The following is a 26,643-nucleotide window of genomic DNA, read 5'->3' on the forward strand; positions in this document are numbered from 1 at the left end:
GGAATTTGAATCCGATAAAAGCACATCGACAGTTTAAATATAAAAAAATATGCCGCCCATACAGGACGGCACATTCAATAAAAAATCTATTTATACTCAAAAATTGAGTCTACATTTTTACTTCATAGGTACTTTCGCGTTCTTTCGCTTTTTTCTCCCACTCAGGAATAAGATTTTTCTTAAATTCTGCTTTCTCCTTGTTTAATTTATCAATATCAAGACCAATAAATTTCTGAGCTTTTGCTTTAGTAGCAATATCCGGGTAAGAAACCTCTTCGTTAAATCCGTATTTGGCGAAAATTCTTGCCAATGAAATTCTTGCCTCTTGAGCACGAACGATACCAGTAGAAATTACACGTCCGATTTCTGTTGGTGCATGGAAAGATCCACCATGAGAAGCCGCAGCATAATCCCAACGCCATTGTCCATGACGAATATCCATCAGTACAGACTTCATTTCCGCTTCAGTAGCACCCAAATCCCAGGCTTTTGCAGCTTCAACGTGAGCACGCACTAGTAATTCTTCTAATTTATCGCGATTTCCGATAATCTGATCCTGACGGGTATATACGTTCTGAATCAATTTATCAGTCTCCTCGCGGTGACAAACCTGACAAGAATTAGATACGTTATTCAATGGAGATTGAATGTGGTGATCAGTAAATTTCTGTCCACCTTCTGATTTGTACGGCATGTGACAATCAGCACAAGAAACACCACGATCGGCGTGAATCCCTTTCGAATAAATTTCATAGCCCGGATGCTGAGCTTTCAACATAGGCGCTTTACTCAATTTATGAGTCCAATCACTAAACTCGATCTCATCGTAATACTCTTCCATTGCCTCTACACTAGTACCTTTATCCCAAGGTAAAGTTAGATAATTAGCTCCTTCAACACGTTTCTTATCGAAGTAATACTCAACATGACACTGAGCACATACTAAAGAACGCATTTCCTGATGAGTTGCTTTGCTAATATCTTTTCCCTGACGCTCAAAAGCTTCGATTAAAGCTGGACGGGAAATTCTTAGATTCATAGTTTCTGCATCGTGACAATCTGCACATCCAATAGGATTTACAATTTCGGATCCTTTTCCTGCCCATTTTCCTTTGTAGAATTCGGCAACACCAATTTCGTTCATCAAACGTGGTACATCCGGACCTTTACAAGTCCAACAAGTTGCTGGCATAGGACCATCATTTTCATCTGTAGGTCCGCCGGTGCGTAAAATATTTCTCACATCATCAATTGCATAGTAGTGACCACGCCCTTGATTGTATTCTTTTGAAAAGCCGTAACCAGCCCAAAGAACCACTAATCTAGGATCAACATCTAACATATCAATCATTGCACTACCATTATATTTACTGCGGAAAGTAGTATCTGCTGTTTCGTAATAGGTTTCGAATTCTCTTGGGAAATTTTGTCCCCAAACTTCGTTACGTGGCTCCCACTGATCGTGCTTTACTTGTGGAGTATAAGCAAATACTGATTCTGCTCTACGTTCCATTATTGATGAAGCTAGCAATCCAAGCAGGAATACAACCACCAATGTAACCAGGAAGATCGCCCATCCCAACATTGGTTTTTTGCCTATAGATTCTTGTATTGGTTTCATATGCTTTAGGTTTTAGGTTTTATTTGTTTTTTAATTTTGATTCTTTCATATATTCTTGCAACCAATCCGGCACCGGACTTTGAGGCAGTGGCACTCTAGCATTTGGAACACTAGACAGACTATTTACCCGACCGTGAGGAACCTCTCGGTGACATTCCCAACAGACACGATCTTGTGTGTTGTGGCCATGATTTGGCACCAGTGCGGCTAGTTTGGGATCAGTAAGCGTTTGACTGTGGCAACGAATGCAATTCTTATGAACCACCTTCTTGCCTTCCTCCAAAATAAAAATTACTTCCGGTTCCATTCGCAGGGCAAACATACTTGCATGACGCAAGCCATCTTTTGCCTTAAAAAAGTACTTGTTAAATACATTGTTATGCGGAACATGACAATCGTTACAAGTAGCAACTTCGCGATGGGAACTGTGCTGGTATGTGGCAAATTGCGGAGCCATAACATGGCAATTCACGCAAGTCTCAGGCTTGTCGGACAAGTATGATGCTGCCTTTGAAAGGTAGAGCACATAAAAGCCAAGTCCGACAAATATTCCCAGAGACACCAAAACCGGTAGTTTCCATTGTGGAGGCGGTGTTAGAAATTTGAATAGTTTTCTCATTAGCAAAAGTTTAGAAATATTGGGTTTGCTTTTGGCATTATTTTTTTAAGAAATCAGGAGTAAAAACAATCATTACCCATCCCCAGTTCTGAGTTTCATCTTTGTCGCCCCCTTTTAATGCCTGCATTGAATCGGCAGCAAACAGATGAGAGTAACCTGCTTTAAATACTACATTATCTGAATATTTGTAACCAACAGAAAGATCAACCTCAGTACCTAAATACTTATCTTGCTTCTCAGATCCACTATACAAATCAGCCTGTGAAGAGAATAAGTGAACAGCAGTAGCAAAAGAGAACTTGTCTTTTCCATAGTTTACACCACCATAAATATCCTGAAGTCCAACATTCCCAACATGGTTTCCAACATAGAAATAATCCATGTGACCGTTGAATTTATGATTGGTTCCGAATAATGGAGTAAATGAGTTATAATCATCAGTTTCATCAGAATCTGTTCCCGAAAGAACTTCAACGCCAACATTCCCTTTCCAACCAGCACCAATAGGGAAATTCATTCCCAAGTTAAACATGTGAGCACTTAAATCCTTACCAGAAACATGTTCTCCTGTTTGGGCATACACTGAACCTGTGAAAGAAATTTTACCCGGACGATAATTCATGATTGTACCGAAAGTTTGGTTATATCTTGTCTCCAAATCAAGCTCGGTAGTACTTACATCTGTTTGCATACCAACATTCATAAACAACAAGCTGAAATCGAACTGATCACTTTTACGGTTGTACCATGCAAACTGCATGTTCTTATAATTTCTAGTATATAATGTTCTTTTAAGATCTTCTGAATCGTTATTAACAGCCAAACCAACATGGAACTGACCATTTTCATCTGTTTTCAACTTTAACAAAGCCAAATCGTGACTTCTGGCCTGTTGCGCCCAACCTACATTGCCTAAAATTCTTGAGTCATCATAAACCAATTCCTGACGACCTACTTTTAAAGACAAACTCTCATTGAATAAGATCTCTCCCCAAGCTTCGTGAAGCATCAATTGATTTTCATCAGACATGTTCAACTGTGCAACATCTCCCCAAACTCTCACATCCTGCACCGACAATCCAACACGAAATTTCGCATCATCGTAGTTTAAATTAAGACGCGTACGCTGAGAGGTAAATAAAGCAGCATCATCAGTAGAATTAAATAATGTCTTTAAGCCGTGACGATACTCAGTACGTGGACGAAGTTCTCCTTTGAAAGTCAACTGTGCCATTGAAATCATAGGCACTAATCCCAGAAACAGGATTAAGAATAAGCGAAATGGTTTTTTCATAGTTTAGGTTAGATTAGGAATTCAAACAACTGTGTTTCACCACAGTAATTATATAGATTAGAATGCAATACTAAGTAGATTAAAGCTTTATTTCAATATGAAAAGACTATTTAAATTTATTATATTTAAATTTTAATATCTTTTTATCTTTTAATATTCTTGATATTCAAGCTATTCATATCCATAAGGACAAGTATAGCATGAAAGTAATTTATTTTTAATCTTAATAAACATAAGGCACACATGGAAACATCCAAAGAATTAACTGACAAGTATTACAGACATTTATCTTCTATAATGCAGACAAATATCAGAATCTCGTAAAGAGATCATCTTACTCACAACAAGTTACATGATTCACATGAAAAAGCCTCATAAAATGTGCTTAACAAGCCAAATTGCAGTGTTTTGAATTTATAAAGAAAAGCGTATCTTGAACTCCCATATTCGGAAACTGACGAAACATAAGGCTTTATTCCGAATAGCACTTAAATTCCTTAACCGAAATAAAATATCACAACAATGAATAAGTTTCTGAATTTCCTATTCTCTATGCAAATGATGGGAGTTCTCATCATTTTATTTGCTTTTTCAATTGGAACAGCAACCTTTATCGAAAATGATTTTGGAACTCCTGCCGCCCATGCCTTGGTTTATGATGCCTGGTGGTTTGAGTTAATGTTGCTTTTACTAACCATTAATTTGGTTGTGAATATTTTCCGATACAAGCTCTACAAAAGAGATAAGTGGTCAATATTACTGTTTCACGCAGCGTTTATTATCATTTTTGTTGGTGCTGGTGTAACACGATATATTGGTTATGAAGGCAATATGCACATTCGTGAAGGACAAACGACCAATCAGATTACCACATCGAGTTCTTACATCGATGTTCAGGCGCAAGCGAATGGCAAGATCAGCCAAACCAGTGAGAAAATCACTGTATCATCAGTAAAAACAACCAAGTATAGTGATGATTTGAATATCAACAATAAAAATGTTGAGGTAACACTTAAAACAATGATTCCCAATGCTCAGTCAACCATTTCACAAGACATGAACGGTGCGCCGATTATGGAGATGGTTTCAGTTGGTAATGCCGGTATGGCGGGAATTCAGGATTTTACTCTAGGCTATAATGAGCAAAAAAACATAGGTGGTAATCTTTTAGCATTTGGAGGTAATCCCAATGCAAATTCTATTGTTTTCGATTACTCGGATAGTTTGAGAATGATCAGCCCATTTGAATTTTCAGAAGTGAACATGATGGGTGGAGATCCAATTCCTATGACGGCCAACAAATGGCATGTTGTATCCCCGAAAAAACTATACGATTTAAAAGGATCTAAAATTGTAATCAAAAACTTTTTCCCTGCTGCGAAATACAAATACATACAAGGTGAAGATAAAAATGCTCCTACGGTATTGGTATTTGATGTGAAAAGCGGAAATGAGCAAAAAGATCTGATTGTAAAAGGGGCCAGTAATTATGTTGGTACGCCAAGCAATTTGATGATTAATGGCATTAATGTTACCGTAGCTTACGGTCCCAAAACCATGGAACTCCCTTTTTCTTTAAAACTAAATAAATTCATCTTAGATCGATATCCTGGTTCAAACAGTCCATCATCATTTGCAAGTGAAGTAACTCTTGTGGATAATGAAAAAGGCATTGAACAAGATCACCGCATCTACATGAATAACATACTAAAACACGAAGGCTTCAGATTCTTCCAGGCATCATACGATACCGATGAAAAAGGAACCGTTCTTTCGGTAAATCATGACCTTTGGGGAATGCTGATTACCTACTTTGGTTATTTTGTTTTGATGCTGGGAATGGCATGGTCACTGATTAGTCCGGCTACCCGCTTTAAAGCACTAGGGAATAAATCGAAAAGTTTGAAAACAGTAGTACTTTCAGCTTTCCTTATTCTTGGAAGTTTACTACCCGCTTCGGCACAAAATCAGGTGCTGCCAATTGTACCCCTAAAGCAATCGCAAGATTTTGGGAAACTGTTGGTGCAGGATAATGGAGGTCGTTTCGAACCCATAAACACCATGTCAAGCGAAGTGATTCGAAAAATCACCAAGAAGAATAAATTTCAAGGATATCCTGCCGATCAAGTTTTTCTAAGCATGATTGTAAATCCTCAGCAGTGGCAAACTGTTGATATGATTAAGGTTGGAAATTCTGAATTGGCGAAAGAACTTGGTATTTCAGGTAAGTATGGATCGTTTAGACACTTTTTAGACGCACAAGGTCAATACAAGCTTTCAAAGAAAGTACAGGATGCTTACTCAAGAAAACCATCACAACGTACAGGTTACGACAAGGAAATAATTTCGGTTGACGAAAGGGTTAACATTAGCTATATGGTGTTTACAGGTGAATTTTTAAAAATATTCCCTGATCCGAACGACGACATGCATGCCTGGTACAATCCAACTGCGGAACTAGCTATTACCGGCGATGATTCTTTGTTTGTAAAAAAGTCAATCCTCTTGCTAGGACAAGCATTAAACAACGGCGATTTTGCAAATGCAGATAGTTACATTTCGGGAATTAAGACTTATCAAAACCGATTTGGACAAAATGTGATTCCATCTCCAACCAAGCAAAAAGTTGAGATTCTATACAACAACACCAACATTTTTAAAAGGTTATTCCCATACTATTTACTAATTGGTTTCTTTTTAATCGTGTTTCTGGTCATCCAGATTATCAATCCTAAATTCTCGGTGAAGTGGATTATGCGTGCAGCCATGCTGATATTAGGAATTGGCTTTATTCTGCATACCTCCGGATTAGCTGCCAGATGGTACATTTCCGGTCATGCACCCTGGAGTAATGGATTTGAATCGATGACCTATGTAGCCTGGGCTTGTTTGCTTTCAGGATTCATATTTGTAAAGAAATCGGATTTTGCCTTAGCGGCAACATCTGTTCTTGCAGGTTTAACTCTTTTTGTAGCACACTTAAGCTGGATGAGTCCAGAGGTTACCAACTTGGTTCCGGTGCTTAAATCGTACTGGCTAACCATTCACGTGGCCATTATTACTGCCAGCTACGGATTTCTTGCCCTGGCGGCGATTTTAGGAATGATTAACCTCTTTCTATTCAATTTACAAAACAAGAATAACATCGATAGAATTAAGAGCACTGTCACAGATCTTACTCGTATTAGTGAAATGACCATGACCATTGGTTTGTATTTCCTTACCATCGGAACTTTTCTGGGTGGTATTTGGGCCAACGAATCGTGGGGACGTTATTGGGGTTGGGATCCAAAAGAGACTTGGGCACTGGTAAGCGTTTTGGTATATAGCTTTATACTGCACATGCGTTTTATTCCCGGCTTAAAATCGGTTTACTCCTTTAATATTGCTTCAATTTGGGGCTACAGCTCAATCTTAATGACCTATTTTGGTGTAAACTACTATTTGGCTGGTATGCATTCATACGCAAAAGGAGATCCTGTTCCGGTTCCAACCTGGGTGTATTACTCGGTTGCAATTGTTCTGGCACTTAGCTTCACTGCTTACTACAACTATAAAAAGCACAATCCTGAGCCTGAACCTGAAGAGGTGGAGGCATAAGAAAAACACATATCAAAGTTTAAAGAGCTTCACTTGCGTGAGGCTCTTTTTTTATGCCATTTCCTAGGGATTAATACCTGAGACAATAATCAATATATATCCGTAAAATAAGCTACTCACCCCTCTGTCCTGTGGACATCACCCCTTAAAAGGTGTAGAAAACAAAAAAAAAGCGGGAATCTTTTCAGATTCCCGCTTTGTCTTTTTCAAGCTTGTATTTATGCTTTATTCGTTGTAATCACAAAAATGATGAGTGGCTCGTCGGTGGTATTTTGCAACGAATGAAATCCCTCCTTGCTCACTGCCGTGATATTTCCTTTCGTGATTTTGGTCGTTCTTATTTCTCCATCAACACCAGCCTTATCGGAATAATTACCTTCACCATGCATCACCACATAAACCTCTTCTTCTCCTCTTGGGCCATGATCGTGAAATCCGGCCTGATCGTGCTTGTTCAAAAAAACCATGAAGCAACCAATCCTGTTATTGATCAACTCACCTGCATCGAACATTTGCAAGAGGTAAACGATCCCCTCACCGCCATACATTGGCTGACGAGGATCTACTCGTACAACTGATCTTTTATCCTGACCAAATGGTATTACCGAAAGATCGATGTACTTCGATACAATATCAATTACCTCATCGGCTTCCAAGACTTTATTTGCGTCTTTCATCATCATACTATCTAATGGAGTTTACGACCGCTGTCAGTTTACAGAAATCAAATGAATATCGAAAATTAAAACAGAACCTCCAGGAATGCCTCTGGTATCATAATTTCCATATCCTAAATGGGCAGGAACCAAAAGCGTTCCTTTTCCACCTTCTTTAAAATAAGTGATTCCTTCGGTCCATCCTTTTATAACTCCCTTCAATGGAAATGAAATACCTCTCTCACTACTCTCGTCAAAAACTTCCCCATCTAAATAATATCCTTTATAGGCAACCTGAACAGTTGATGCACTGGTAGGTTTTACTCCTTCTCCGGCCTCATCAATCGCATAATATAAACCAGACTCACACTTTGTTGCTTCCAGTTTATTTGCCTTTATATAATCCGTAATCTGCTTCTCGTTTATAAGCGAAAAATCTTTCTCAGGACCACTTGAGCATGAAACCAAAAAGGCAAATGCGATGGCTAATAAGCTATACTTCATTTTTTCTAAAATTTAATTTATGGCTTAGCGTAATATTGAAAACCTATTCATCAATTGAAATTAGCTTCACTTCATAAATAAGAACTGAACCACTTGGAATACCATAGTAAATATCACTATAACTCCCATAAGCCAAATGAGCTGGTATAATTAATTTCCCTTCACCGCCTGCTTTAAAATAAGGAATTCCCTCGGTCCAACCTTTTATTACCTCTGCAAGATCATATTGACGACCACTAACACTGCTTTCAGTAAAAACGGTATCATCAAGAAATGAACCTATGTAAGAAACAGTAACAGTAGATGTTTCTGTTGGAAATTCTCCAGTTCCTTCCTCCTCAATAATGTAATACAAACCAGAATCCGTTCTTGCTGCAGTCAAATCTTTATCTTCTAAATAAGTTGCAATTTCTGCTTGGTTTCTATCTGCAATCATCTCATCAGAAAACACAGTAATCTCAAAAACAAGAACAGATCCACCAGGAACTCCATTGCTATCTTTGCTACCATATCCTAAATAAGAAGGAATTAACAACGTTCCTTTTCCTCCTTCTTTAAAATAACTAAGTCCTTCTGACCAGCCTGCAATTACTCCCTGCAAATTAAACGAAACCAATTCTCCTTTGCTATCATCTAAAACTGTACCGTTGGTATAAGTCCCTTTGTAGGTAACGGCAACATCAGATGTACTTGTTACTTGTGCTCCAGCACCTTCTTCTTCGATTACATAATACAAACCAGAATTACTTCTTGTTGCATTTAAACCATGTTCCGCCACATAAGCAACAATCTCTGCTTCATTCTCTACCCTATAATCTTTTTCATCATCCGAACTCGAACATGAAACCAAAAAGGCAAATACGATGGCTAATAAGCTATACTTCATTTTATTTAATATTTATGGTAAGATCTACTTTTTCAAATAAGAACTACTCATTAATCGAGATCAAATTAATATCAAAAATAAGAACAGAACCACCAGGTATCGTTGAATAGTCGTAATTACCGTAGCCCAAATGAGCTGGAACTAAAAGTATTCCATTACCACCTTCTTTAAAAAAGGCGATACCTTCAGTCCAACCTTCGATTACCCGATCCAAACCAAAAGAAACACCATTTGTGCCACTTTCATCGAAAACTGTTCCATTCAAATAATAACCTTTATAGGCCACTGTTACATTAGAAGTTCCGTTTGGCTGTTCTCCCGTTCCCAGTTCATCAATAACGTAATACAAACCAGACTCGCTTCGGCTTGCATCTAAATTGTTGGCAATAACATAGGCGGCTATATCTGCCTCGTTTTGTTCTGTGTAATCAATCTCCTCTTGTGGTTCACTATTATCAATATTGCTGCTGAGATCGCAAGAAACTAAAAAGGCAAAACACAGGGCTAATAAGCTATACTTCATATCTATCTATTTTAGTAAGAAAAACAAATATAGTAAAAAGTGGGAATGCTGCTTACTAATCTCAAAATTGTGCTTGTAAGATTGCAATTTTTAGGAAACACCATGGCATGTCCTTACTGTTTCACACCTCTTTTTTACCACTACACCTTCACCCTTATTTATATGTAGACACTTTTTAAATTATCGGTGAAGGACAACAATCCAAACGATTTGCCGTAAATTCATCTAAAACCGCACTTATGTCGAGATCTATACACGTTCTGTCCTTAGTCTTGTTTGTACTTATTGTAGTAGCAGCAATTGTAGTTCTAAGTTATTATGGATTCACGTACTATCATCTGAACATTGAAGAACGATTCTATCATTCCGATCATCAGCTGCTGAGACCAAGCGGAGTGCTCGGGCATGGATTGGGAATTATTGGTTCGTTACTGATTATTACAGGTGTGTTTCTGTATATGGTTCGCAAGAGAATTGCCCGGTTTTCGAGAATTGGCGTACTAAAATACTGGCTCGAATTTCATATTTTTTTGTGCTCGCTAGGACCTGTTCTGATCCTCTTCCATACAGCCTTTAAATTTGGAGGCATTGTCTCCATTTCGTTCTGGAGTATGGTGGCAGTTGTAATCAGCGGAATTATTGGGCGATTCATATATATTCAAATTCCCAGAACAATAGAAGGTCGGGAATTGAGTTTATTAGAAGTAAGAGATACTAAAACCGACGTAGGAGAACTGCTGAAGAAAGAGTACAATTTGAATGAGGAAAGCCATCAAATTATTGTAGCATCGGTGGCTGGAAATTCAAATAACACATCGGGATTACTCCTATTTCGATTGATCAAAAAAATGAATCATGATCGAAAAACCTATAAAAAAATAGATTCAGAACTGAAACGAAACAAACTCTCTGGCACCGAACGAAAGAAAATTAAGCGTTTAGTGATTAATGAAATTGTACTAAATCGAAAAATTGATCGATTAAACTACATGCAGAAACTTTTCAAGTACTGGCATGTTGCCCATCTGCCATTTGCACTGGTTATGCTGGTTATTTTACTCATTCATGTAGCAGTTACAATCATTTTCGGATACAAGTGGATATTCTGATTATTAGAAGTAATTAGTAATTAAAAATAAACAATCTCATCTCTGATTGCAATTTGCTCCTCAGATTATAGAATAAATACCTCGTCCTAAAACAGAAGCTTAAAAAATGAATTTATTACTTGAGGAAATAATAATTTACGGCTCCGTATTCTTGCTTTGTTTGTTGGTTGTGTTCATTTACATCCGAAAGCAAAAAAGAGAATCGAACATTGTTGAGCAAAAAATTACGCAAGCCAAAGCTGATGGATTGTATGAACCGGTATCACTTCATCCGGTAGTTGATCAGCATTCCTGTATAAAGAGCGGTGCTTGCATAACGGTTTGTCCGGAGAAAGATATTCTGGGAATCCGAAATGGGAAGGCTACCGTAATTAATGCGTCTCAATGCATTGGTCATGGTGCGTGTTTTCATGCCTGCCCTACCCAAGCCATTAGTTTGTGTATTGGTACCGAAAAACGTGGCTTCGAATTGCCTCATGTCGATCAGAATTTTGAAACCAATGTACCAGGCATTTTTATTGCCGGCGAATTGGGTGGCATGGGCCTAATAAGAAATGCAGTTGAGCAAGGCAGACAAGCCATCGAGAATCTGACCAAGAGCATCAAAAAAAATAGCAAAGCCGAATACGATGTACTTATTGTTGGAGCAGGACCAGCGGGAATATCAGCATCCTTAATGGCAAAGAAAAACAAACTGAAGTTCATCACTTTGGAGCAAGATAGCCTTGGTGGAACCGTTTTTTCTTTCCCGCGATCGAAAATTGTAATGACCTCCCCTATGGATCTTCCCCTTTACGGAAAAGTAAAGTTGTACGAAACAAGCAAAACAGAATTGCTCGAATTATGGGAAGATGTACTTGGTAAAAACGAAATCAGCGTAAGCGAAAACACAAAGGTTGATGCAATTGAAAAGAAGCACGATTTTTTTAGTATTCGCACAAAAAATGGGGAAGAATATACCTCCCAAACAGTACTAATTAGCATTGGCCGGCGTGGTAGTCCGCGCAAGCTGAATGTAAACGGGGAACATCTGGAAAAGGTTGCGTACCGATTGCTTGAGCCTGAAAATATCTCCAACAAGAATATTTTGGTGGTGGGTGGTGGCGATTCGGCCATTGAATCGGCTCTGCTTTTAGCAGATCAAAACAAAGTGAGCTTATCGTACCGAAAAGAATCCTTTAACAGGCTAAAGCCTAAAAACAGTGAGCAAATTAAAACTGCAATTTCAAAAGGCAGTATCGATGTAATCTACAATTCTAATATTGATCTGATAAAGGAAAATTCTCTTACGCTTTCGATTACTGATTCGGAAGATAAAATTGCCATTGATAACGATTTGGTTTACATTTTTGCCGGTGGCGAATTACCCTCTCAATTCCTGAAAAACTCGGGCATACAAATCACCAAGAAATTTGGCGATGCGATGTTGAAACATTGAAGGAAAGTCTGGAAGAGTCTTGAAGAGTCGAAAACGGTCGAACAGTCAAACAGTCGAACAGTCGAAGAGTCAAAACAGTCGAACAGTCGAACAGTCGAAACAGTCAAACAGTCAAAACAGTCGAACAGTCGAAACAGTCAAACAGTCAAAACAGTCGAAGAGTCGAAGAGTCAAAACAGTCGAACGGTCGAACAGTCAAAACAGTCGAAGAGTCGAAGAGTCGAACAGTCGAAGAGTCAAAACAGTCGAACGGTCGAACAGTCGAAACAGTCAAAACAGTCGAACAGTCGAACGGTCGAACAGTCAAAACAGCCGAACAGTCGAACAATCGAAACAGTCAAACAGTCGAATAAATGATAAAACATACCCTCTTCATATTACTCTTGCTTGTTTCACAAGTTGTTCTTGCTCAATTGTCGCCGGGTGATTTAGCAAAGCCTCATGCCAACTTAGAAGGACTTTCGAATTGCACCAAGTGTCATATTTTGGGCGAAAAGGTAAATAACAGCAGGTGTTTGGATTGTCATACTTTACTCAAAGAAAGAATTGTTTCGAATAAAGGTTATCATGCATCGAGCGATATTAAGGGGAAAGAATGCGTTGAATGTCACAGCGATCATCACGGGCGAAAATTTGAAATGATTCGCTTCGACAAAAACACCTTTAAGCATGACTTAACAGGTTACGAATTGCAGGGAGCGCATCTGAAACTAAATTGTAAAGAATGCCATCAAAGCAAGTTCATCGCTGAAAAGAAGATTGCCGAAAAAGATTATACATACATGGGATTGGAGCCCAAATGTGCGACTTGCCACACAGATGTTCATCAGCAAACGCTTTCGAATAATTGCAATGATTGTCATGATCAGAATCAGTTTGCGCCTGCTTCAAAATTCAATCATAAAAGCACCCAATTCCCTTTGTTGGGCAAACATGAAAATGTATCCTGCGAAAAATGCCATCAGGTGGATACAAAAAACAAGAAGAAATTTCAGCAGTTCGCAGGCATTAAATTCAATTCCTGCACTTCCTGCCATACCGATGTTCACAATAACAAATTCGGGCCAAACTGTACCGATTGCCATACCGTTAACTCATTCAGAACGGTAACAGCACTAAGCAATTTCGATCACAACATTGCCGATTTCAAACTAACCGGCAAACATCAAAATGTAGATTGCAAAAGCTGTCACAAAGCTTCTTACACTGCACCAATTGCACACAACCGTTGTTCCAACTGCCATCAGGATTATCACAAAGGGCAGTTCGCCAATAAAGGTGCATCGCCAGATTGCAGGGATTGCCATAGCGTAAATGGATTTGTTGGTTCAAGTTATACCATCAATCAGCACAACAAAAGTGAGTTTCCTTTGCGGGGAGCACATTTGGCCACTCCATGTTTTGCCTGTCATCAACAAAATGAAAAATGGCAATTCCGAAACATCGGTAAAACCTGTGTCGATTGTCACACCAACATTCACAAAAACTTGATTAGTGATGGTTTTTATCCCAATCAAAACTGCACAGTTTGTCATCAGGAAGATGCATGGACTGAGATCGAATTTGATCACAACTTAACCGCCTTTAAATTGAAAGGAGCTCACAGTAAAAAAGACTGTCGCGCCTGTCATTTCAGCAAGAACAATCAGGGCGAAGCCACACAAAAATTTAGTGGATTTAATAATCAATGTTTGAGTTGCCATAAGGATGAACATCAGAAGCAATTCGAAAAAGAAGGCAAAACCGATTGCCTAAACTGCCACCATCATGAGGATTGGAAGATCGCCAATTTTAATCATGATAAGACCGACTTTAAACTGGAAGGAAAACATGCCACTGCTGCTTGTTCGGCATGTCATAAGCCTCTGGAAATGAATCAAAGCTTTTACACGCAATATAAATTTAAAGATTTCTCATGCGCTACTTGTCATCAATAATCTTGATTTTATCATTTTCGCTCAATGTATTTTCCCAATCACCACACGGGGAAAACATGAAAATGGATTGTGAAACCTGCCATACTCAGGAAGGCTGGGAGGTTAACCCAAAGACTTTTACTTTCGATCATCGGAAAACAAACTTCCTGCTCGAAGGTCAACATCAGGTAACTGATTGTAAATCGTGCCATACTAATTTGGTATTTTCCGAAGCACAAAATGAATGCATGCAATGTCATACCGATGTTCACAGCAGTACGCTGGGTTCCGATTGTGCGCAGTGTCATACTTCACAATCGTGGTTGGTGACCAATATTACCGAAATTCATCAGCAAACCAGCTTCCCCCTTTTTGGTGCTCATGCCTTAGCCGATTGTTTCGATTGCCATACTTCCAATAACTTTGCGCAATTCGAGCCTTTGCAGGTGGAGTGCATCAATTGCCACCGACAAGATTATGCGGCGGCAACCGAACCCAATCATGTTGCAGGAAATTACTCTACCAACTGTGAAGATTGTCACGAAATGGGTGCTTTCCAATGGTCATCCGGCGGTTTCAACCACGATTTTTTCCCTTTAACGGAAGGTCATGCCATTAGCGATTGTTTCCAATGTCACACAAATAATAATTTCTCATCGCTCTCCACCGATTGTTTTTCATGTCACCAAACAGATTACAATTCGAGCACAAGTCCGAACCATGTTTCATCCGGATTGCCACAAAATTGTGAATTGTGCCACAGTACAAAAGTGGGTTGGAAACCCGCCAGTTTCGACACTCACAACGATTACTATGTGATACAGGGAGCGCACAATAGGATTGCCAGCGATTGTTTTGCCTGCCATGAAGGCTCCTACTCCAACACGCCAAATTCCTGCGTTGGATGCCATCAGGCAGATTTTAATCAGACCACAGATCCGGCACACATTACATCTGGTTTCTCTACCGATTGTGAAACCTGTCATTCTCAGGACGCCTGGGAACCTGCGGCTTTAAATCACAACGATTATTATGTGATACAAGGTGCACATACCAGCATTGCAACGGATTGTTTTGCCTGTCATCAGGGAAGCTATATTGATACTCCAAACACTTGTTTCGGTTGTCATTCCGATGATTACAATCAAACAACCGATCCGGCTCATCAAGCAGCTAATTTTCCAACGGAATGCACTGAATGCCATAACGAAAATGCATGGGAACCTTCCACTTTCGATCACGATGGACAGTACTTCCCGATTTACAGCGGAAAGCATCAAAACGAATGGAATTCATGTGTCGATTGTCACACCAACGCAAGCAATTACGCCATATTCTCGTGCATTACTTGTCATGAACACAATCAGGCTGACACCGATGATGATCACAACGAAGTGAACGACTACGTGTACCAAAGCACCTCTTGCTTATCCTGTCATCCGAACGGAGACAGTGACTAAAAGTGATTCAAGAGGATAAAATTGATTATCAGAATATAAGAGAGAGAAAATTAATAGAGTTAAACGGAGATAGAAATGAAAACTTTACCAGCAATTCTCGTGATTATTTTGCTTTGCCTAAGCCCCTCGCTTAGGGCACAGGAAAAGTTTTTGGAAGGTGAAGTCTCCTACCAAAGCTCGCAAAATACCTATGTGAAATTTTCAAATACCGAAGCACTTTCCATTGGCGATACGCTATATATTAAAAAGGATTCTGATTTCGTTCCCGTGTTGCTGGTCAATAATAAATCATCCATATCGGTAATTGGAATTGCAATTGGAAGCATCAAGCTTGCCAAAGGCGATATAATCATTGCCTTTACGGCAGATGAAAAAACACCCGAAAAAGATATTATTCTGACTGAAGATTCCGAATATAATATTGAGGTTGTTGAAAAAACAACACCAGCACCCAGAACCAAACAAGAATTGAACCGGGAGGAACAAATCAAGGGTAAAATTTCAGCCTCATCCTACTCCAACTTGTCCAGTTCATCGGGTGGCAGTAATCACCGTATGAGATATAGTTTATCGATGAATGCTAAAAACATCGACAATTCTAAAATTTCTGCCGAAACCTACATTCGCTTTTCGCACAATTCAGGCGAGTGGGATGAAGTAAAGTCGGATATTTTTAATGCGCTAAAAATTTACAATCTGGCCATACGTTACGATGCCAACGAGAGCACCAGCATTTGGCTGGGGCGAAAAATTAATCGGAAAGTTTCTAACATTGGCGCCGTTGATGGTGTGCAGGCAGAAAAGAAATTTGGCAATTTCTCGCTGGGACTTATTGCAGGCTCGAGGCCTGATTACCAAGACTATTCTTTCAATTTTGATTTGATGCAGTTTGGAGGATATCTGGAGCATAGCATCAAAACAAAAGTGGGAAGCATGCAAAACACAGTATCCTTCTTCGAACAAAAATACAAATCGAATACCGACAGACGATTTGCCTACTATCAGCACAGCAATTCTCTTTTGAAGAATTTGTTCCTGTTTGCCTCTTTTGAAGTTGACCTGTACAAATTGGAAGAAGAAGTTTCGAAAAACACTTTCGATTTAACCAGCATGTATCTTTCTTTGCGATATCGGGTAACGAAACAGTTATCGCTTTCGGGTTCACTCGATAGGCGCAAGAACGTGGTTTACTACGAAACCTTTAAAAGTCTGGCTTTTCAGATATTGGAAAATGAAACACGTCAGGGAATTCGCTTTCGGGTAAACTACCGCCCAACGAATCGTATTTCGCTGGGGGCAAATATCGGTCATCGTTCCCGAAAAAGCGAAGTGGAAGATTCTAAAAACTTATATGCCTTTGTTTCTTATCGCAACATTCCGGGAATTAACAGCAATGCTACTTTATCAAGCTCCATTTTGCAGACTCATTATTTAGATGGACAGATATACAAACTAAGACTTTCCCGAGATATTATTCCGGGCAAACTATTTGGAGGCATCAACTACAGCTATGTTAATTATCAATACAAATTCAACGATAGCGAATTGATTCAGCACATTGGTGAAGCAAATATATCGTGGCGAATCGATAAAAAGCTCTCCTTCTCGGCCAATTACGAAGGCACATTTCAATCGTCGCAGAATTACTCAAGGCTATATTTGAATTTGATTAAGAGGTTTTAATTTGAGTGCAATACAAACCAGACAGGTCTATTTACATGATGTAAATAGACCTGTCTGGTTTATAAGAGATGTGTTTTTAATGCCCCAGCTAAAGCAGGGGACAAAAGGAAATAAGACCGAATCATTTGTTCTTAAACCTCACCCCGGCCCTCTCCTGAAGGAGAGGGAGTTTAAAAACCAAAGCTGTTTTCTCTTCTCCTTCAGGAGAAGGATAGGATGAGGTAGCTAGACAATTCACCTCAATTCGCTCCTGTAAATTTGCAATTTACAGCTAAGGTGCTTAGGATTTACAATCCGATTTGAAACAAAAGAAATTAGAAATTTCTTACTCCAGCTCTTCTAATACAGAAACCTGACAGGTCTATATACATGATGCAAATAGACCTGTCAGGTTTTATAAGAGATGTGTTTTTAATGCCCCAGCTGAAGCAGGGGACAAAGGAAAAGACCAAACGATTGTCATTCTGATCCCGATAACTATCGGGACGAAGAATCTATTCATTAAAATAAGATGTTTCGACAAACTCAACATCAGACTGCATTACACCAGAAAATTAGATTTTGAAGCACTTGCGGGCTAAGTGCCAAGAAATTGGATTTCGGAGCTCTCGCGACCTGCATTGTGCGAGGAAATCCGGTTTTGAAGCACTTGCGGACTGTAAGTGCCAGGAAATTAGATTTTGAGCTTCTCGCGGCCTGCATTGTTCAAGGAAATTCGGTTTTGAAGCACTTGCGGGCTGCAAGTGCCAGAAAATTAGATTTTGGAGCTCTCGCGGGCTGCAAGTGCAAGGAAATATTTTAGATTGTTCACGAAACTGTGTCTGAAGGCCTTAATTAATAAGGAAGTAATCAAATCATTTGTCGCCTGCTTTTGTTGGGGCAAACAAAAAAAACACCCCTCTGTCCTTCGGACATCTCCCCTTAAAAAAGGGAGAAACACCTCAACAAATAAATCCTTCCTTTTTAAGGGAAGGTGCCGGCAGGCGAAAGGGTGCAGTGTGAAAATTACAATTAACAGAATTGTTTACTGCTTTTGTTGGGGCAAACAAAAACCACACCCCTCTGTCCTTCGGACATCTCCCCTTAAAAAAGGGAGAAACAGCTCAATAAATGAATCCTTCCTTATATAAGGGAAGATGCCGGCATTATTTCTTACGAATCAACCACAAGCCAACGAAGGTTAAGAGTCCGTTTATCATCAACAATTCGAATCCAATAGGAACACCAAATTTTGTCATTGCAATATCTTTAATCGCGTAGCAAATAACTGGAGCTAATATTGCTATAAAAGGCACTAGTTTGTCTTTCACCTGCAGTTTGGTGAACAGGCCAAAGGCATATAATCCCAGCAATGGACCATAAGTATATCCAGCAATGGTGAAAATAGCAGATATTACGGAATCGTCGTTAATGGCTCTGAAGATTAATATAACTACGAGCAGTAACAATGAAAACAAAATGTGCGATCGGAATCTTAATTTTCGGGTCTGAACCTCATCATTTTCATCTGCACCTAAAATATCAACAGTAAAAGAAGTTGTTAGTGATGTTAATGCGGAATCGGCACTTGAATATGCGGCAGCCATCAGTCCAATTAAAAAGAACAAGCTAACCACTGGTCCTAAATGTTGTGTTGCCAATATTGGAAATAGATCGTCTCCTCTTTCAGGAATTGCAATGCCTTCGTGCTGAGCAAAAATCAGTAACAAAGCACCTAAAATCAGAAATAAAAAGTTGGCAGGAATAAAAGCAAAGCCATACCAATACATGTTCTTTTTGGCTTCGCGCAGATTTTTGCAACTTAGGTTTTTCTGCATCATGTCCTGATCCAAACCTGTCATTACGATGGTAATAAAAGCTCCTGTGAAAAATTGTTTAAAGAAGTTTTGGGTGCTTTTCCAATCTCCAAACTCAAAAACTCTTGAATAATCGCTTTTGCTGATGGTATTGGCTAAACCAGAGATATCCATATTTAGCTTATCCATTATCAGGTAAATACTAACTCCAACCGCCAAAAGCATGAAGAGAGTTTGAAGTGTATCGGTCCAAACAATTGTTTTAATTCCGCCCCTAAACGTGTACAGCCATATCAGCAATATGGTAATTAAAACAGTTACAAAAAACGGCACATCCCAAGCATCAAAAACTGTAATTTGCAGAACATTTGCCATCAGAAACAATCGAAAAGAAGCACCAATGGTTCGGGATAATAAAAAGAAAGAGGCTCCTGTTTTATACGAAGTCTTACCAAACCGGCCATCCAAATAGGAATAGATTGAGGTAAGATTTAGCTTGTAGTAAAGTGGCAACAGAATATTTGCCACAACAATATAACCCAGCATGTAGCCAAAAACCATCTGCATATAGGTGAAATCGATAGACTTTACCCAACCCGGAACCGAGATGAAAGTAACGCCGGAAAGCGAAGCTCCTACCATACCAAACGACACCACATACCATGGCGATTGTTTGTTGCCAACAAAGAATCCTTTGTTATCGGCCTTTCGACCCGTAAAATAAGAAATGAGTAGTAAAAGGCAGAAATACCCAACTACAACAAGCAGAATAGAAACTGGCGACACAGGCTAAATTTTAAAATGTAGATCAAAAATAGAGAAAGCATTCCATATTGCCCACAACATTTGTTGCTGAAAAGAGAATTCCAAGTCTTTTTTCCTCGGATTTTGCTACTTTTGAAGTAGACTAAAGAATCGATCGTAAAATGAGTTACACCAATTTCCCTTCCAAGCTTCTTGAGAATGCTGTTGCTGAGTTTTCAAAACTTCCTGGTATAGGAAGAAAAACAGCATTGCGTCTTGTTTTGCATTTACTGAACCAACCCAAAGAGGATGTCAATCTATTTGGTTCTTCAATTATACAACTGCGCAATGAAATTAAGCATTGCAATTCCTGCTTCAACATCTCCGACACTGCTTTGTGCGACATTTGCGCCAACCCAAAGCGCGATCATGAAACCATTTGTGTGGTAGAAAGCATCCGCGATGTGATGTCAATTGAAAGAACACAGCAATTTAATGGTATTTACCATGTTTTGGGTGGAATTATCTCCCCTATGGATGGAATTGGTCCCAGCGATCTGAAAATTGAGCCATTAATTCAGAAAGTAAGCGAAGGCAAAGCAAAGGAAATTATTTTAGCCTTGAGCACTACCATGGAAGGAGATACAACCAATTTTTACCTCTTCAAAAAACTGAACAAATTTGAAGTTCCAATAACAACAATTGCAAGAGGAGTTTCCATTGGAGATGAATTGGAATATACCGATGAAATCACACTGGGAAGATCGATATTACACCGAACTCCATTTAATCATAATTTACAATAAGCAGTGAGCAGTTAGCAGTTAGCAGTTAGCAGTTAGGCAAACTTCGGAGATCCGTACTAAAAGGAAAAGATTTTCTGATCCTTTTTTACTTTAAACTTGTTACTTTTTTCCTTGTTACTTGTTACATGAATCTTGTACCTTGATACTTTTTCCTTGAAACTTGTTACTTTTTTCCTTGTTACTTGACACTTGTTACTTTTTCCTTGTTACTTGTTACTTGTTGCTTGATACTTGATACTTGAAACTTATCCCTTTTCGGATGTATTTGTCCTTTTCTGTTATTTTATTAATTTCGTGTAGTATTTAGACTAAATAAACACAACAACAAAAACACAACACTAACATGGCTAAAATAGAAATCCTGATTCCCGCAATGGGTGAAGGAATTACTGAAGCAACAATTACTCAATTTCTTAAGAAAGTTGGCGATTTTGTTGAGGAAGAAGATTCCATCATGGAAATTGCAACGGATAAAGTTGATTCTGAGATTCCAACTCCTCAAGCAGGTAAAATCATTAAATTTCTTTTTAACGAAGGCGACACTCCTCAAGTGGGAGATGTAGTTGCCATTATTGCTACTGAAGGAGAAGAAACGGATACTGAAGAAATTGAAGTAAGCCCAAAACCGGAAAAACAGGAACCAATAACTGTAGACATTGCAGCACCTGTTCTTTTAGAAACAATAGCTCCTCAAATCAGCAATAAAACTGAAGATGGTAATTTTATTTCTCCATTGGTGAGAACAATTGCTCAGACTGAAAATATTGGAACTGATGAATTAAATCAAATTCCAGGTTCAGGAGAAGCTGGCAGAATCACGAAAAAAGATATTCTTGAATATCTGAAAAATAAAAAATCACAACCTGCCAAAATCATTCCTGCAGAGCCAATAGTCGCACCAATTAGCTCCGGACCTTCTGCGGCAGTGCCTGCTCACAAAAGCTACGATGGCGAAAATGTTGAAATCATTGAAATGGATCGCATGCGTAAACTAATTGCGCAATACATGGTCAATTCCAAGCAGATCTCTCCTCACGTCACTTCTTTTATTGATGTAGATGTTACCGGTTTGGTACAGTGGAGAAACAAAGTGAAAGATGAATTTCTTAAAAAGGAAAATCAAAAACTAACCTTCACTCCTATTTTTGTTGAGGCCGTTACCGGTGCTTTGAAAGACTATCCGATGGTTAATATTTCTGTTGATGGTGATCGGATTATTCGCAAAAAATATATCAATATCGGAATGGCAACGGCTCTTCCGAGTGGTAATTTAATTGTGCCGGTTATTAAAGCAGCTGATGAATTAAATCTTATTGGGATTACTACAAAAGTAAATGATCTGGCAGATCGGGCACGGAAGAATAAACTTCAGCCCGACGAAATAAAAGGCAGCACGTTTACCATTACAAACCTTGGAGCTTTTGGCAGTACGACAGGAACGCCAATCATTAACCAACCAGAGGTAGCAATTCTTGCCGTTGGTGCCATTAAAAAGAAGCCCGCGGTTATAGAAACCCCTCACGGAGATACAATCGGAATTAGACACATTATGGTTTTATCACTTTCTTATGATCATCGAGTAGTTGATGGAGGTCTTGGAGGAATGTTTCTAAAAAGAATTGCTGAAAATCTCGAAAACTTCGATACGAAAAGAACAATATAAGCTCAAAAAACAATGAATAAAAGCCATTGAATCTTCTTCAATGGCTTTTTTGCATCAATTTCTTGACTATTACTCAAAACACCAAACAAAATTATTTATTCTGTACAGTAAAAATGCTTATTCTTCACTACTTTAGCAGGAATTAAATAAAAAAGAGAAAAGAATAAGTTTTTATTAACAATTCTGCTTTTTTATTACATTTGTTTTTGGAGTTTAACCCTTATCTACTATATTTAGTTATTGTTAATTAATTTAAACCATATAACCTGTTCAACAGCCCATAAACTGAACAAAGAAACACCTTTTGCGTTAAAGGTTTGTTTTATGGTACTTATCTCTATTTTTATAGGGATAATAAGCTCTCACTCTCTTTTCGCTTCTCCTCGAAAACAAAAAATCACATCGAAAAGACAATATCAAATTGCCGAAAAATTCCTGAACAATCGAAACTACGCAAAAGCAGCTCTCATTTACAAGGAGTTACTTGATGAGTCATCACGAAATGCGGATTTGAATTTTAAATTGGGATTGTGTTATTTGAACATTGTTTCTGAAAAAGAAAAGTCTGTTGCCTTATTGGAGAAAGCAATTCAATACACGAGTTCCAAGAACAATGTTTCGATGGATGTATACTTCAATTTGGCCAAGGCATATCATGCCAACTACCAATTTAACGAAGCACTAAAAGTATACAAAGATTTATTACAGATTATTTCACCTAGAAATATTTCCTTTAGGAATGACATTCAGCGAAATGTCGAGATGTGTAAAAATGGTATTGAGTTGATGAAGAATCCAGTGAATATCTCAATTATCAATTTAGGAAATAAAATAAACACAGAATACTCGGAGCATAGTCCTGGAGTTACTGCTGATGAAAGCACCATGGTTTTCACATCCCGCAGAAACGGTACCGGAAGCAAAATAGATTCTGATGGTCAATATTTTGAAGATATCTATATCTCACATCGAGTAAATGGAATTTGGTCGGATCCCATTGGTATTGCAAAGCTGAATACAATAGACCACGATGCCTCCATCTCCATTTCAGCCGACGGACAGGAACTTTATATTTACAAAGCTGGATTTATTAACAGTCGGGAATCGGAAGGTGGAGATATTTACAGGAGTAAATTAAATGGTAAGGAGTGGAGCCAACCTGAAAAACTGGCCCCTGTTATTAACTCATCAAGTAAGGAAAGTCATATTTCAATTTCTGCAGATAACAGAACGTTATTCTTTTCCAGTAATCGCCCAGGAGGATTTGGTGGCATGGATGTTTATACCGTTACCAAACTTCCAAACGGCAAATGGGGACGGGCAAGAAATTTAGGTCCTGCAATCAATACCGAATACGACGAAGATTCGCCATTCATTCATCCGGATGGTAAAACCCTATATTTCAGTTCGGCGGGCCATAAAACAATGGGAGGATTAGATGTTTTCAAAAGTAGTAACATCAACGGTCGCTGGACTTCACCAGTTAATGTTGGTTATCCAATTAATTCAACAGATGATGATATTTATTACACTCCAACACCCGATGGTAAAAGAGCGTATTTTGCTTCGTACAGAAAAGGAAGTTTTGGAAGAACGGACATCTTTTTAATCAAAACTCCTGACGAAGATGTTGTGGGATTATTTGTTTTAAAAGGGAAGATTATTAATTCAAGTGGCGACGTGGTTATAAATTCTAAAATCACAGTGAGTCAAGATGGAAATGTAATCGGAATATATACACCAAATGCAGCAACTGGTAAATTCTTATTTATTGTTGATGCCGGTAAAAAATACGATATCGAAATTGTTGCTGAAGGATACAGAACTCTTCGTACCGTTTTAAATATTCCACCTGAATTTGCCAACAAGGAAAATCACAGTGTGATTACCCTGCTTCCATTAACCTTAAGAACCAAAGATGAACCAGACTATCCAAACACCTTGGAATTAATAGATCATCAAAAAAGTAAACTAAGTGAAACTGGACAACTGCCTACTACTAAGGATACTATTCCAGAGGATAAAAAGTTTATTACTCCTGAAGTTATAAATGATACAATAAGTGCCCGAGAGGAAATTAAAATAGACTCTGTTGTACCAGCAGAAACTACAATAGACTCTGATGTACCGGCAGAAACTAAAAAGGCTATTATTAGCCCTAAAACGGAGAGTGATACTGAAACAATTATTTCTGAAGAGAAGGTGGATGCAATAAAATATCCACTTATAATTCCAGAAGCTAAGAAAAATGCACCAACTCCAAAAACCGAAGATGTTGCAATCGGGGAACAATCTGAACTGATTAAGAAATCAATACCTGATTCCAAAGACTCCCAAATTGAGACATTGGATTCTGGCGACTTAGCTTTCACATTAGATTTAGGGAATTTTAATTCTCCGAAACCTGAACTTTTTGAAGAGCTTGCAGGTGTTAAAGAGACAATAGGTTCCGATAAAAAATACCATTACACATACGGCAAATTTAAAGATTACAAGAAAGCTGTTAAAGCACAAAAAGATATTGAATCAAAAGGATTTACCAGTTCAAAAATTAGAATTTTATCGAACGATAATCTAACCAAGGAACGAAAAGGTGGGGAAACCTATTACACGATTCAAATAATGGCGCTTAAATCTTCTGTTGAAGCTGAATTCTTTGATAATCTGGATAATGTAAAAGCTTTTCCTGGTGGGGATGGTTTTACGAGATATACCTATAAAAAATACACATCCTATCAGGAAGCCATTACAGAAATGAACCGTTTGATACGAATGGGGTATTGGGATGCATTTGTTCGAACAGTAATCGGTGACCAGTTGCTTTATTCTGGAATGAAATATTCCGAAAATTACGTTTACACCATCCAGGTAATGGCACTTCGATTTCCGAAACCTCTATCTTACTTTGCCGATTTAGGCAATGTAAAAGTATTCTCAGATTTAGATGGCTTGTATCGCTATACCTTTGGAACATATCAAAATAAAGGAGAAGCTATTTCGAAATTAGGATTTGTTCTTAAAAGAGGATACTGGGATGCATTCGTAAGAAAATCACTAAAAGGAGAACATGTTTTGAATTTTAACACCGATGAAACAGATAACTTCTACACTATTCAGGTAATGGCTCTTCGCAATGCGAAAACTCTTTCCTACTTCAAAAATTTAGGTACAGATAACCTTCGAATCTATAAGGGGAATGATGGTTTATCAAGATATGCTTTTCAAAAGTATTCATCATTCGAAAAAGCAAAAAGCAGACTTTCTTCAGTAGCGAAAAAAGGCTATTATGATGCTTTCACAAGGGAAATTAAATGGTACAATAAACACTAAAATGCAGATCCTGGAAGGCAAAAATATTCGTTTACGAGCTCTCGAACCAACTGATTTAAAACTACTCTACAAATGGGAGAACGATTCTACTGTTTGGGAGGTGAGTCATACCTTAAAACCATTTTCAATTTTTATCTTAAAACAATATCTGGAATCATCACATTTGGATATTTTTGAGACCAAACAACTCCGTTTAGTCATTGAATTAATTGATACAAATACAGCCATAGGATTAATAGATCTTTTCGATTTTGATCCATTCCACCAAAGAGCAGGAGTTGGAATCTTAATAAATAGTGCCGAAAATAAAAATAAAGGATTTGCTTCCGAGGCTTTGGAGATTTTTTGCAATTATGCATTCAGTACTTTGCAAGTGCACCAGTTGTATTGTAACATTACTGCCAACAACGAAATTAGTCTTCGCCTTTTTACAAAACTAGGATTTGAAATTATTGGGAATAAAAAAGATTGGATTCGCTCCAAAAATGGATGGATAGATGAATACAGCCTGCAGAAAATTAATCCTGAAAGTTTTTAAGACTTGCATACAAAGGAATTTCAGGAATAAATTTAAAACTCTTTTTCTCATAATCCATTTGACAGCAATAATGTTGCAGGCCATTGGTAACAACTAAAAAAGGAACTCTTAGTTTCATATTGTAACGTGCAATTTGATTGAAAACATCCTGGGTTAGTTTCACCTTTACCGATTTACATTCAACAATCATAACAGCCTGTGCATTATTATTGTACAAAACAATATCACTTCGTTGAGGAAGAAGATTAACATCAACTTTCTTTTCAATTGCAATTAAAGATCCCGGATAACCTTTTTCATCAACCAAATATTGAATGAAATTTTGCCTGACCCACTCTTCCGGAGTCAATACCACATACTTCTTTCGAATACTGTCAAAAATTAGTTTTCTTTGCAGTTCCAATTTTATTTTAAAGGAATAAGTTGGTAAATTTAAGTTTTCCATGAAAATTGCTAT

At 38.2% G+C, this 26,643-nt stretch carries 19 protein-coding genes; 10 read left to right on the forward strand and 9 right to left on the reverse strand.

Annotated features, from left to right (window positions below; translation table 11 throughout):
- Nucleotides 1–109: 109 nt before the first annotated feature.
- The 3 genes from nrfA to ALGA_RS05120 are packed head-to-tail and all read right to left on the reverse strand — an operon-like array spanning nucleotide 110 to nucleotide 3,534.
- The gene (nrfA, locus tag ALGA_RS05110) at nucleotides 110–1,621 is read right to left on the reverse strand and encodes an ammonia-forming cytochrome c nitrite reductase (RefSeq protein ID WP_096428303.1); all 1,512 of its coding nucleotides are present in this window, start codon (nucleotides 1,619–1,621) and stop codon (nucleotides 110–112) included.
- A gap of 19 nt (nucleotides 1,622–1,640) precedes the next feature.
- Complete coding sequence (gene nrfH / locus ALGA_RS05115; RefSeq protein ID WP_096428304.1) at nucleotides 1,641–2,240, reverse strand: cytochrome c nitrite reductase small subunit; 600 nt, start codon at nucleotides 2,238–2,240, stop codon at nucleotides 1,641–1,643.
- A 37-nt stretch (nucleotides 2,241–2,277) separates the two neighbouring features.
- The gene (locus tag ALGA_RS05120; protein WP_096428305.1) at nucleotides 2,278–3,534 is read right to left on the reverse strand and encodes an alginate export family protein; all 1,257 of its coding nucleotides are present in this window, start codon (nucleotides 3,532–3,534) and stop codon (nucleotides 2,278–2,280) included.
- Nucleotides 3,535–4,056: 522 nt separating this feature from the next.
- On the opposite strand from ALGA_RS05120, the gene ccsA reads away from it, so the two are divergent.
- The gene (gene ccsA, locus ALGA_RS05125) at nucleotides 4,057–7,134 is read left to right on the forward strand and encodes a cytochrome c biogenesis protein (protein ID WP_096428306.1); all 3,078 of its coding nucleotides are present in this window, start codon (nucleotides 4,057–4,059) and stop codon (nucleotides 7,132–7,134) included.
- 218 nt (nucleotides 7,135–7,352) lie between these two features.
- On the opposite strand, the gene ALGA_RS05130 is transcribed toward ccsA, so the two are convergent.
- From ALGA_RS05130 to ALGA_RS05150, 4 genes are read right to left on the reverse strand one after another with little or no spacing between them, the layout of a single operon-like run.
- Nucleotides 7,353–7,811 (reverse strand): cupin domain-containing protein, encoded by a 459-nt coding sequence (locus tag ALGA_RS05130; protein ID WP_197705709.1) that lies wholly within the window; start codon nucleotides 7,809–7,811, stop codon nucleotides 7,353–7,355.
- A 33-nt stretch (nucleotides 7,812–7,844) separates the two neighbouring features.
- The gene (locus ALGA_RS05135) at nucleotides 7,845–8,294 is read right to left on the reverse strand and encodes an FKBP-type peptidyl-prolyl cis-trans isomerase (RefSeq protein WP_096428307.1); all 450 of its coding nucleotides are present in this window, start codon (nucleotides 8,292–8,294) and stop codon (nucleotides 7,845–7,847) included.
- A gap of 43 nt (nucleotides 8,295–8,337) precedes the next feature.
- Entirely contained in the window at nucleotides 8,338–9,180 is an 843-nt protein-coding gene (locus ALGA_RS23150; protein WP_197705710.1) for an FKBP-type peptidyl-prolyl cis-trans isomerase, read from the reverse strand.
- Between the two features lie 43 nt (nucleotides 9,181–9,223).
- Entirely contained in the window at nucleotides 9,224–9,703 is a 480-nt protein-coding gene (locus ALGA_RS05150; protein ID WP_096428308.1) for an FKBP-type peptidyl-prolyl cis-trans isomerase, read from the reverse strand.
- 239 nt (nucleotides 9,704–9,942) lie between these two features.
- On the opposite strand from ALGA_RS05150, the gene ALGA_RS05155 reads away from it, so the two are divergent.
- The 5 genes from ALGA_RS05155 to ALGA_RS05175 all read left to right on the forward strand — a co-directional run bounded on the left by ALGA_RS05155 (nucleotide 9,943) and on the right by ALGA_RS05175 (nucleotide 17,309).
- On the forward strand, nucleotides 9,943–10,812 hold the full coding sequence (locus ALGA_RS05155) for a hypothetical protein (RefSeq protein WP_096428309.1): 870 nt from the start codon (nucleotides 9,943–9,945) through the stop codon (nucleotides 10,810–10,812).
- Nucleotides 10,813–10,918: 106 nt separating this feature from the next.
- Nucleotides 10,919–12,250 carry an NAD(P)-binding domain-containing protein gene (locus ALGA_RS05160; RefSeq protein WP_096428310.1) on the forward strand — a complete coding sequence of 444 codons (1,332 nt, stop codon included), beginning with the start codon at nucleotides 10,919–10,921 and terminating at the stop codon, nucleotides 12,248–12,250.
- Nucleotides 12,251–12,603: 353 nt separating this feature from the next.
- Complete coding sequence (locus ALGA_RS05165) at nucleotides 12,604–14,187, forward strand: cytochrome c3 family protein (protein ID WP_096428311.1); 1,584 nt, start codon at nucleotides 12,604–12,606, stop codon at nucleotides 14,185–14,187.
- 56 nt (nucleotides 14,188–14,243) lie between these two features.
- A complete protein-coding gene (locus tag ALGA_RS05170) occupies nucleotides 14,244–15,626 on the forward strand; it encodes a hypothetical protein (RefSeq protein WP_145957573.1) in 1,383 nt (460 codons plus the stop codon).
- Nucleotides 15,627–15,701: 75 nt separating this feature from the next.
- Nucleotides 15,702–17,309, forward strand: a complete 1,608-nt coding sequence (locus ALGA_RS05175; RefSeq protein WP_096428313.1) for a TonB-dependent receptor — start codon at nucleotides 15,702–15,704, stop codon at nucleotides 17,307–17,309.
- A 1,145-nt stretch (nucleotides 17,310–18,454) separates the two neighbouring features.
- Here the strand turns inward: ALGA_RS05175 and ALGA_RS05185 are convergent.
- Complete coding sequence (locus ALGA_RS05185) at nucleotides 18,455–19,891, reverse strand: sodium:solute symporter (RefSeq protein ID WP_096428315.1); 1,437 nt, start codon at nucleotides 19,889–19,891, stop codon at nucleotides 18,455–18,457.
- A 140-nt stretch (nucleotides 19,892–20,031) separates the two neighbouring features.
- On the opposite strand from ALGA_RS05185, the gene recR reads away from it, so the two are divergent.
- The 4 genes from recR to ALGA_RS05205 all read left to right on the forward strand — a co-directional run bounded on the left by recR (nucleotide 20,032) and on the right by ALGA_RS05205 (nucleotide 26,186).
- A complete protein-coding gene (recR, locus tag ALGA_RS05190; RefSeq protein WP_096428316.1) occupies nucleotides 20,032–20,655 on the forward strand; it encodes a recombination mediator RecR in 624 nt (207 codons plus the stop codon).
- Nucleotides 20,656–20,998: 343 nt separating this feature from the next.
- Nucleotides 20,999–22,318, forward strand: coding sequence for a dihydrolipoamide acetyltransferase family protein (locus ALGA_RS05195; RefSeq protein WP_096428317.1), 1,320 nt, complete (start codon nucleotides 20,999–21,001; stop codon nucleotides 22,316–22,318).
- 324 nt (nucleotides 22,319–22,642) lie between these two features.
- A complete protein-coding gene (locus ALGA_RS05200; protein WP_096428318.1) occupies nucleotides 22,643–25,648 on the forward strand; it encodes a PD40 domain-containing protein in 3,006 nt (1,001 codons plus the stop codon).
- The gene (locus tag ALGA_RS05205) at nucleotides 25,605–26,186 is read left to right on the forward strand and encodes a GNAT family N-acetyltransferase (RefSeq protein WP_197705711.1); all 582 of its coding nucleotides are present in this window, start codon (nucleotides 25,605–25,607) and stop codon (nucleotides 26,184–26,186) included. The genes ALGA_RS05200 and ALGA_RS05205 overlap by 44 nt, the downstream gene beginning before the upstream one ends.
- On the opposite strand, the gene ALGA_RS05210 is transcribed toward ALGA_RS05205, so the two are convergent.
- Nucleotides 26,167–26,631, reverse strand: coding sequence for a type I restriction enzyme HsdR N-terminal domain-containing protein (locus ALGA_RS05210; protein WP_173803992.1), 465 nt, complete (start codon nucleotides 26,629–26,631; stop codon nucleotides 26,167–26,169). The two genes, ALGA_RS05205 and ALGA_RS05210, sit on opposite strands and share 20 nt — an antisense overlap.
- Nucleotides 26,632–26,643 lie beyond the last annotated feature (12 nt).

This window comes from Labilibaculum antarcticum, from assembly GCF_002356295.1.
Classification (GTDB): Bacteria; Bacteroidota; Bacteroidia; order Bacteroidales; family Marinifilaceae; genus Labilibaculum; species Labilibaculum antarcticum.

Excerpts from the sequence above, each read along its gene's own strand:
- nrfA (WP_096428303.1), bottom strand. The coding sequence starts at position 1,621 with ATGAAACCAATACAAGAATCTATAGGCAAAAAACCAATGTTGGGATGG.
- nrfH (WP_096428304.1), bottom strand. The coding sequence starts at position 2,240 with ATGAGAAAACTATTCAAATTTCTAACACCGCCTCCACAATGGAAACTA.
- ALGA_RS05120 (WP_096428305.1), bottom strand. The coding sequence starts at position 3,534 with ATGAAAAAACCATTTCGCTTATTCTTAATCCTGTTTCTGGGATTAGTG.
- ccsA (WP_096428306.1), top strand. The coding sequence starts at position 4,057 with ATGAATAAGTTTCTGAATTTCCTATTCTCTATGCAAATGATGGGAGTT.
- ALGA_RS05130 (WP_197705709.1), bottom strand. The coding sequence starts at position 7,811 with ATGAAAGACGCAAATAAAGTCTTGGAAGCCGATGAGGTAATTGATATT.
- ALGA_RS05135 (WP_096428307.1), bottom strand. The coding sequence starts at position 8,294 with ATGAAGTATAGCTTATTAGCCATCGCATTTGCCTTTTTGGTTTCATGC.
- ALGA_RS23150 (WP_197705710.1), bottom strand. The coding sequence starts at position 9,180 with ATGAAGTATAGCTTATTAGCCATCGTATTTGCCTTTTTGGTTTCATGT.
- ALGA_RS05150 (WP_096428308.1), bottom strand. The coding sequence starts at position 9,703 with ATGAAGTATAGCTTATTAGCCCTGTGTTTTGCCTTTTTAGTTTCTTGC.
- ALGA_RS05155 (WP_096428309.1), top strand. The coding sequence starts at position 9,943 with ATGTCGAGATCTATACACGTTCTGTCCTTAGTCTTGTTTGTACTTATT.
- ALGA_RS05160 (WP_096428310.1), top strand. The coding sequence starts at position 10,919 with ATGAATTTATTACTTGAGGAAATAATAATTTACGGCTCCGTATTCTTG.
- ALGA_RS05165 (WP_096428311.1), top strand. The coding sequence starts at position 12,604 with ATGATAAAACATACCCTCTTCATATTACTCTTGCTTGTTTCACAAGTT.
- ALGA_RS05170 (WP_145957573.1), top strand. The coding sequence starts at position 14,244 with ATGAAAATGGATTGTGAAACCTGCCATACTCAGGAAGGCTGGGAGGTT.
- ALGA_RS05175 (WP_096428313.1), top strand. The coding sequence starts at position 15,702 with ATGAAAACTTTACCAGCAATTCTCGTGATTATTTTGCTTTGCCTAAGC.
- recR (WP_096428316.1), top strand. The coding sequence starts at position 20,032 with ATGAGTTACACCAATTTCCCTTCCAAGCTTCTTGAGAATGCTGTTGCT.
- ALGA_RS05195 (WP_096428317.1), top strand. The coding sequence starts at position 20,999 with ATGGCTAAAATAGAAATCCTGATTCCCGCAATGGGTGAAGGAATTACT.
- ALGA_RS05200 (WP_096428318.1), top strand. The coding sequence starts at position 22,643 with ATGGTACTTATCTCTATTTTTATAGGGATAATAAGCTCTCACTCTCTT.
- ALGA_RS05205 (WP_197705711.1), top strand. The coding sequence starts at position 25,605 with ATGATGCTTTCACAAGGGAAATTAAATGGTACAATAAACACTAAAATG.
- ALGA_RS05210 (WP_173803992.1), bottom strand. The coding sequence starts at position 26,631 with ATGGAAAACTTAAATTTACCAACTTATTCCTTTAAAATAAAATTGGAA.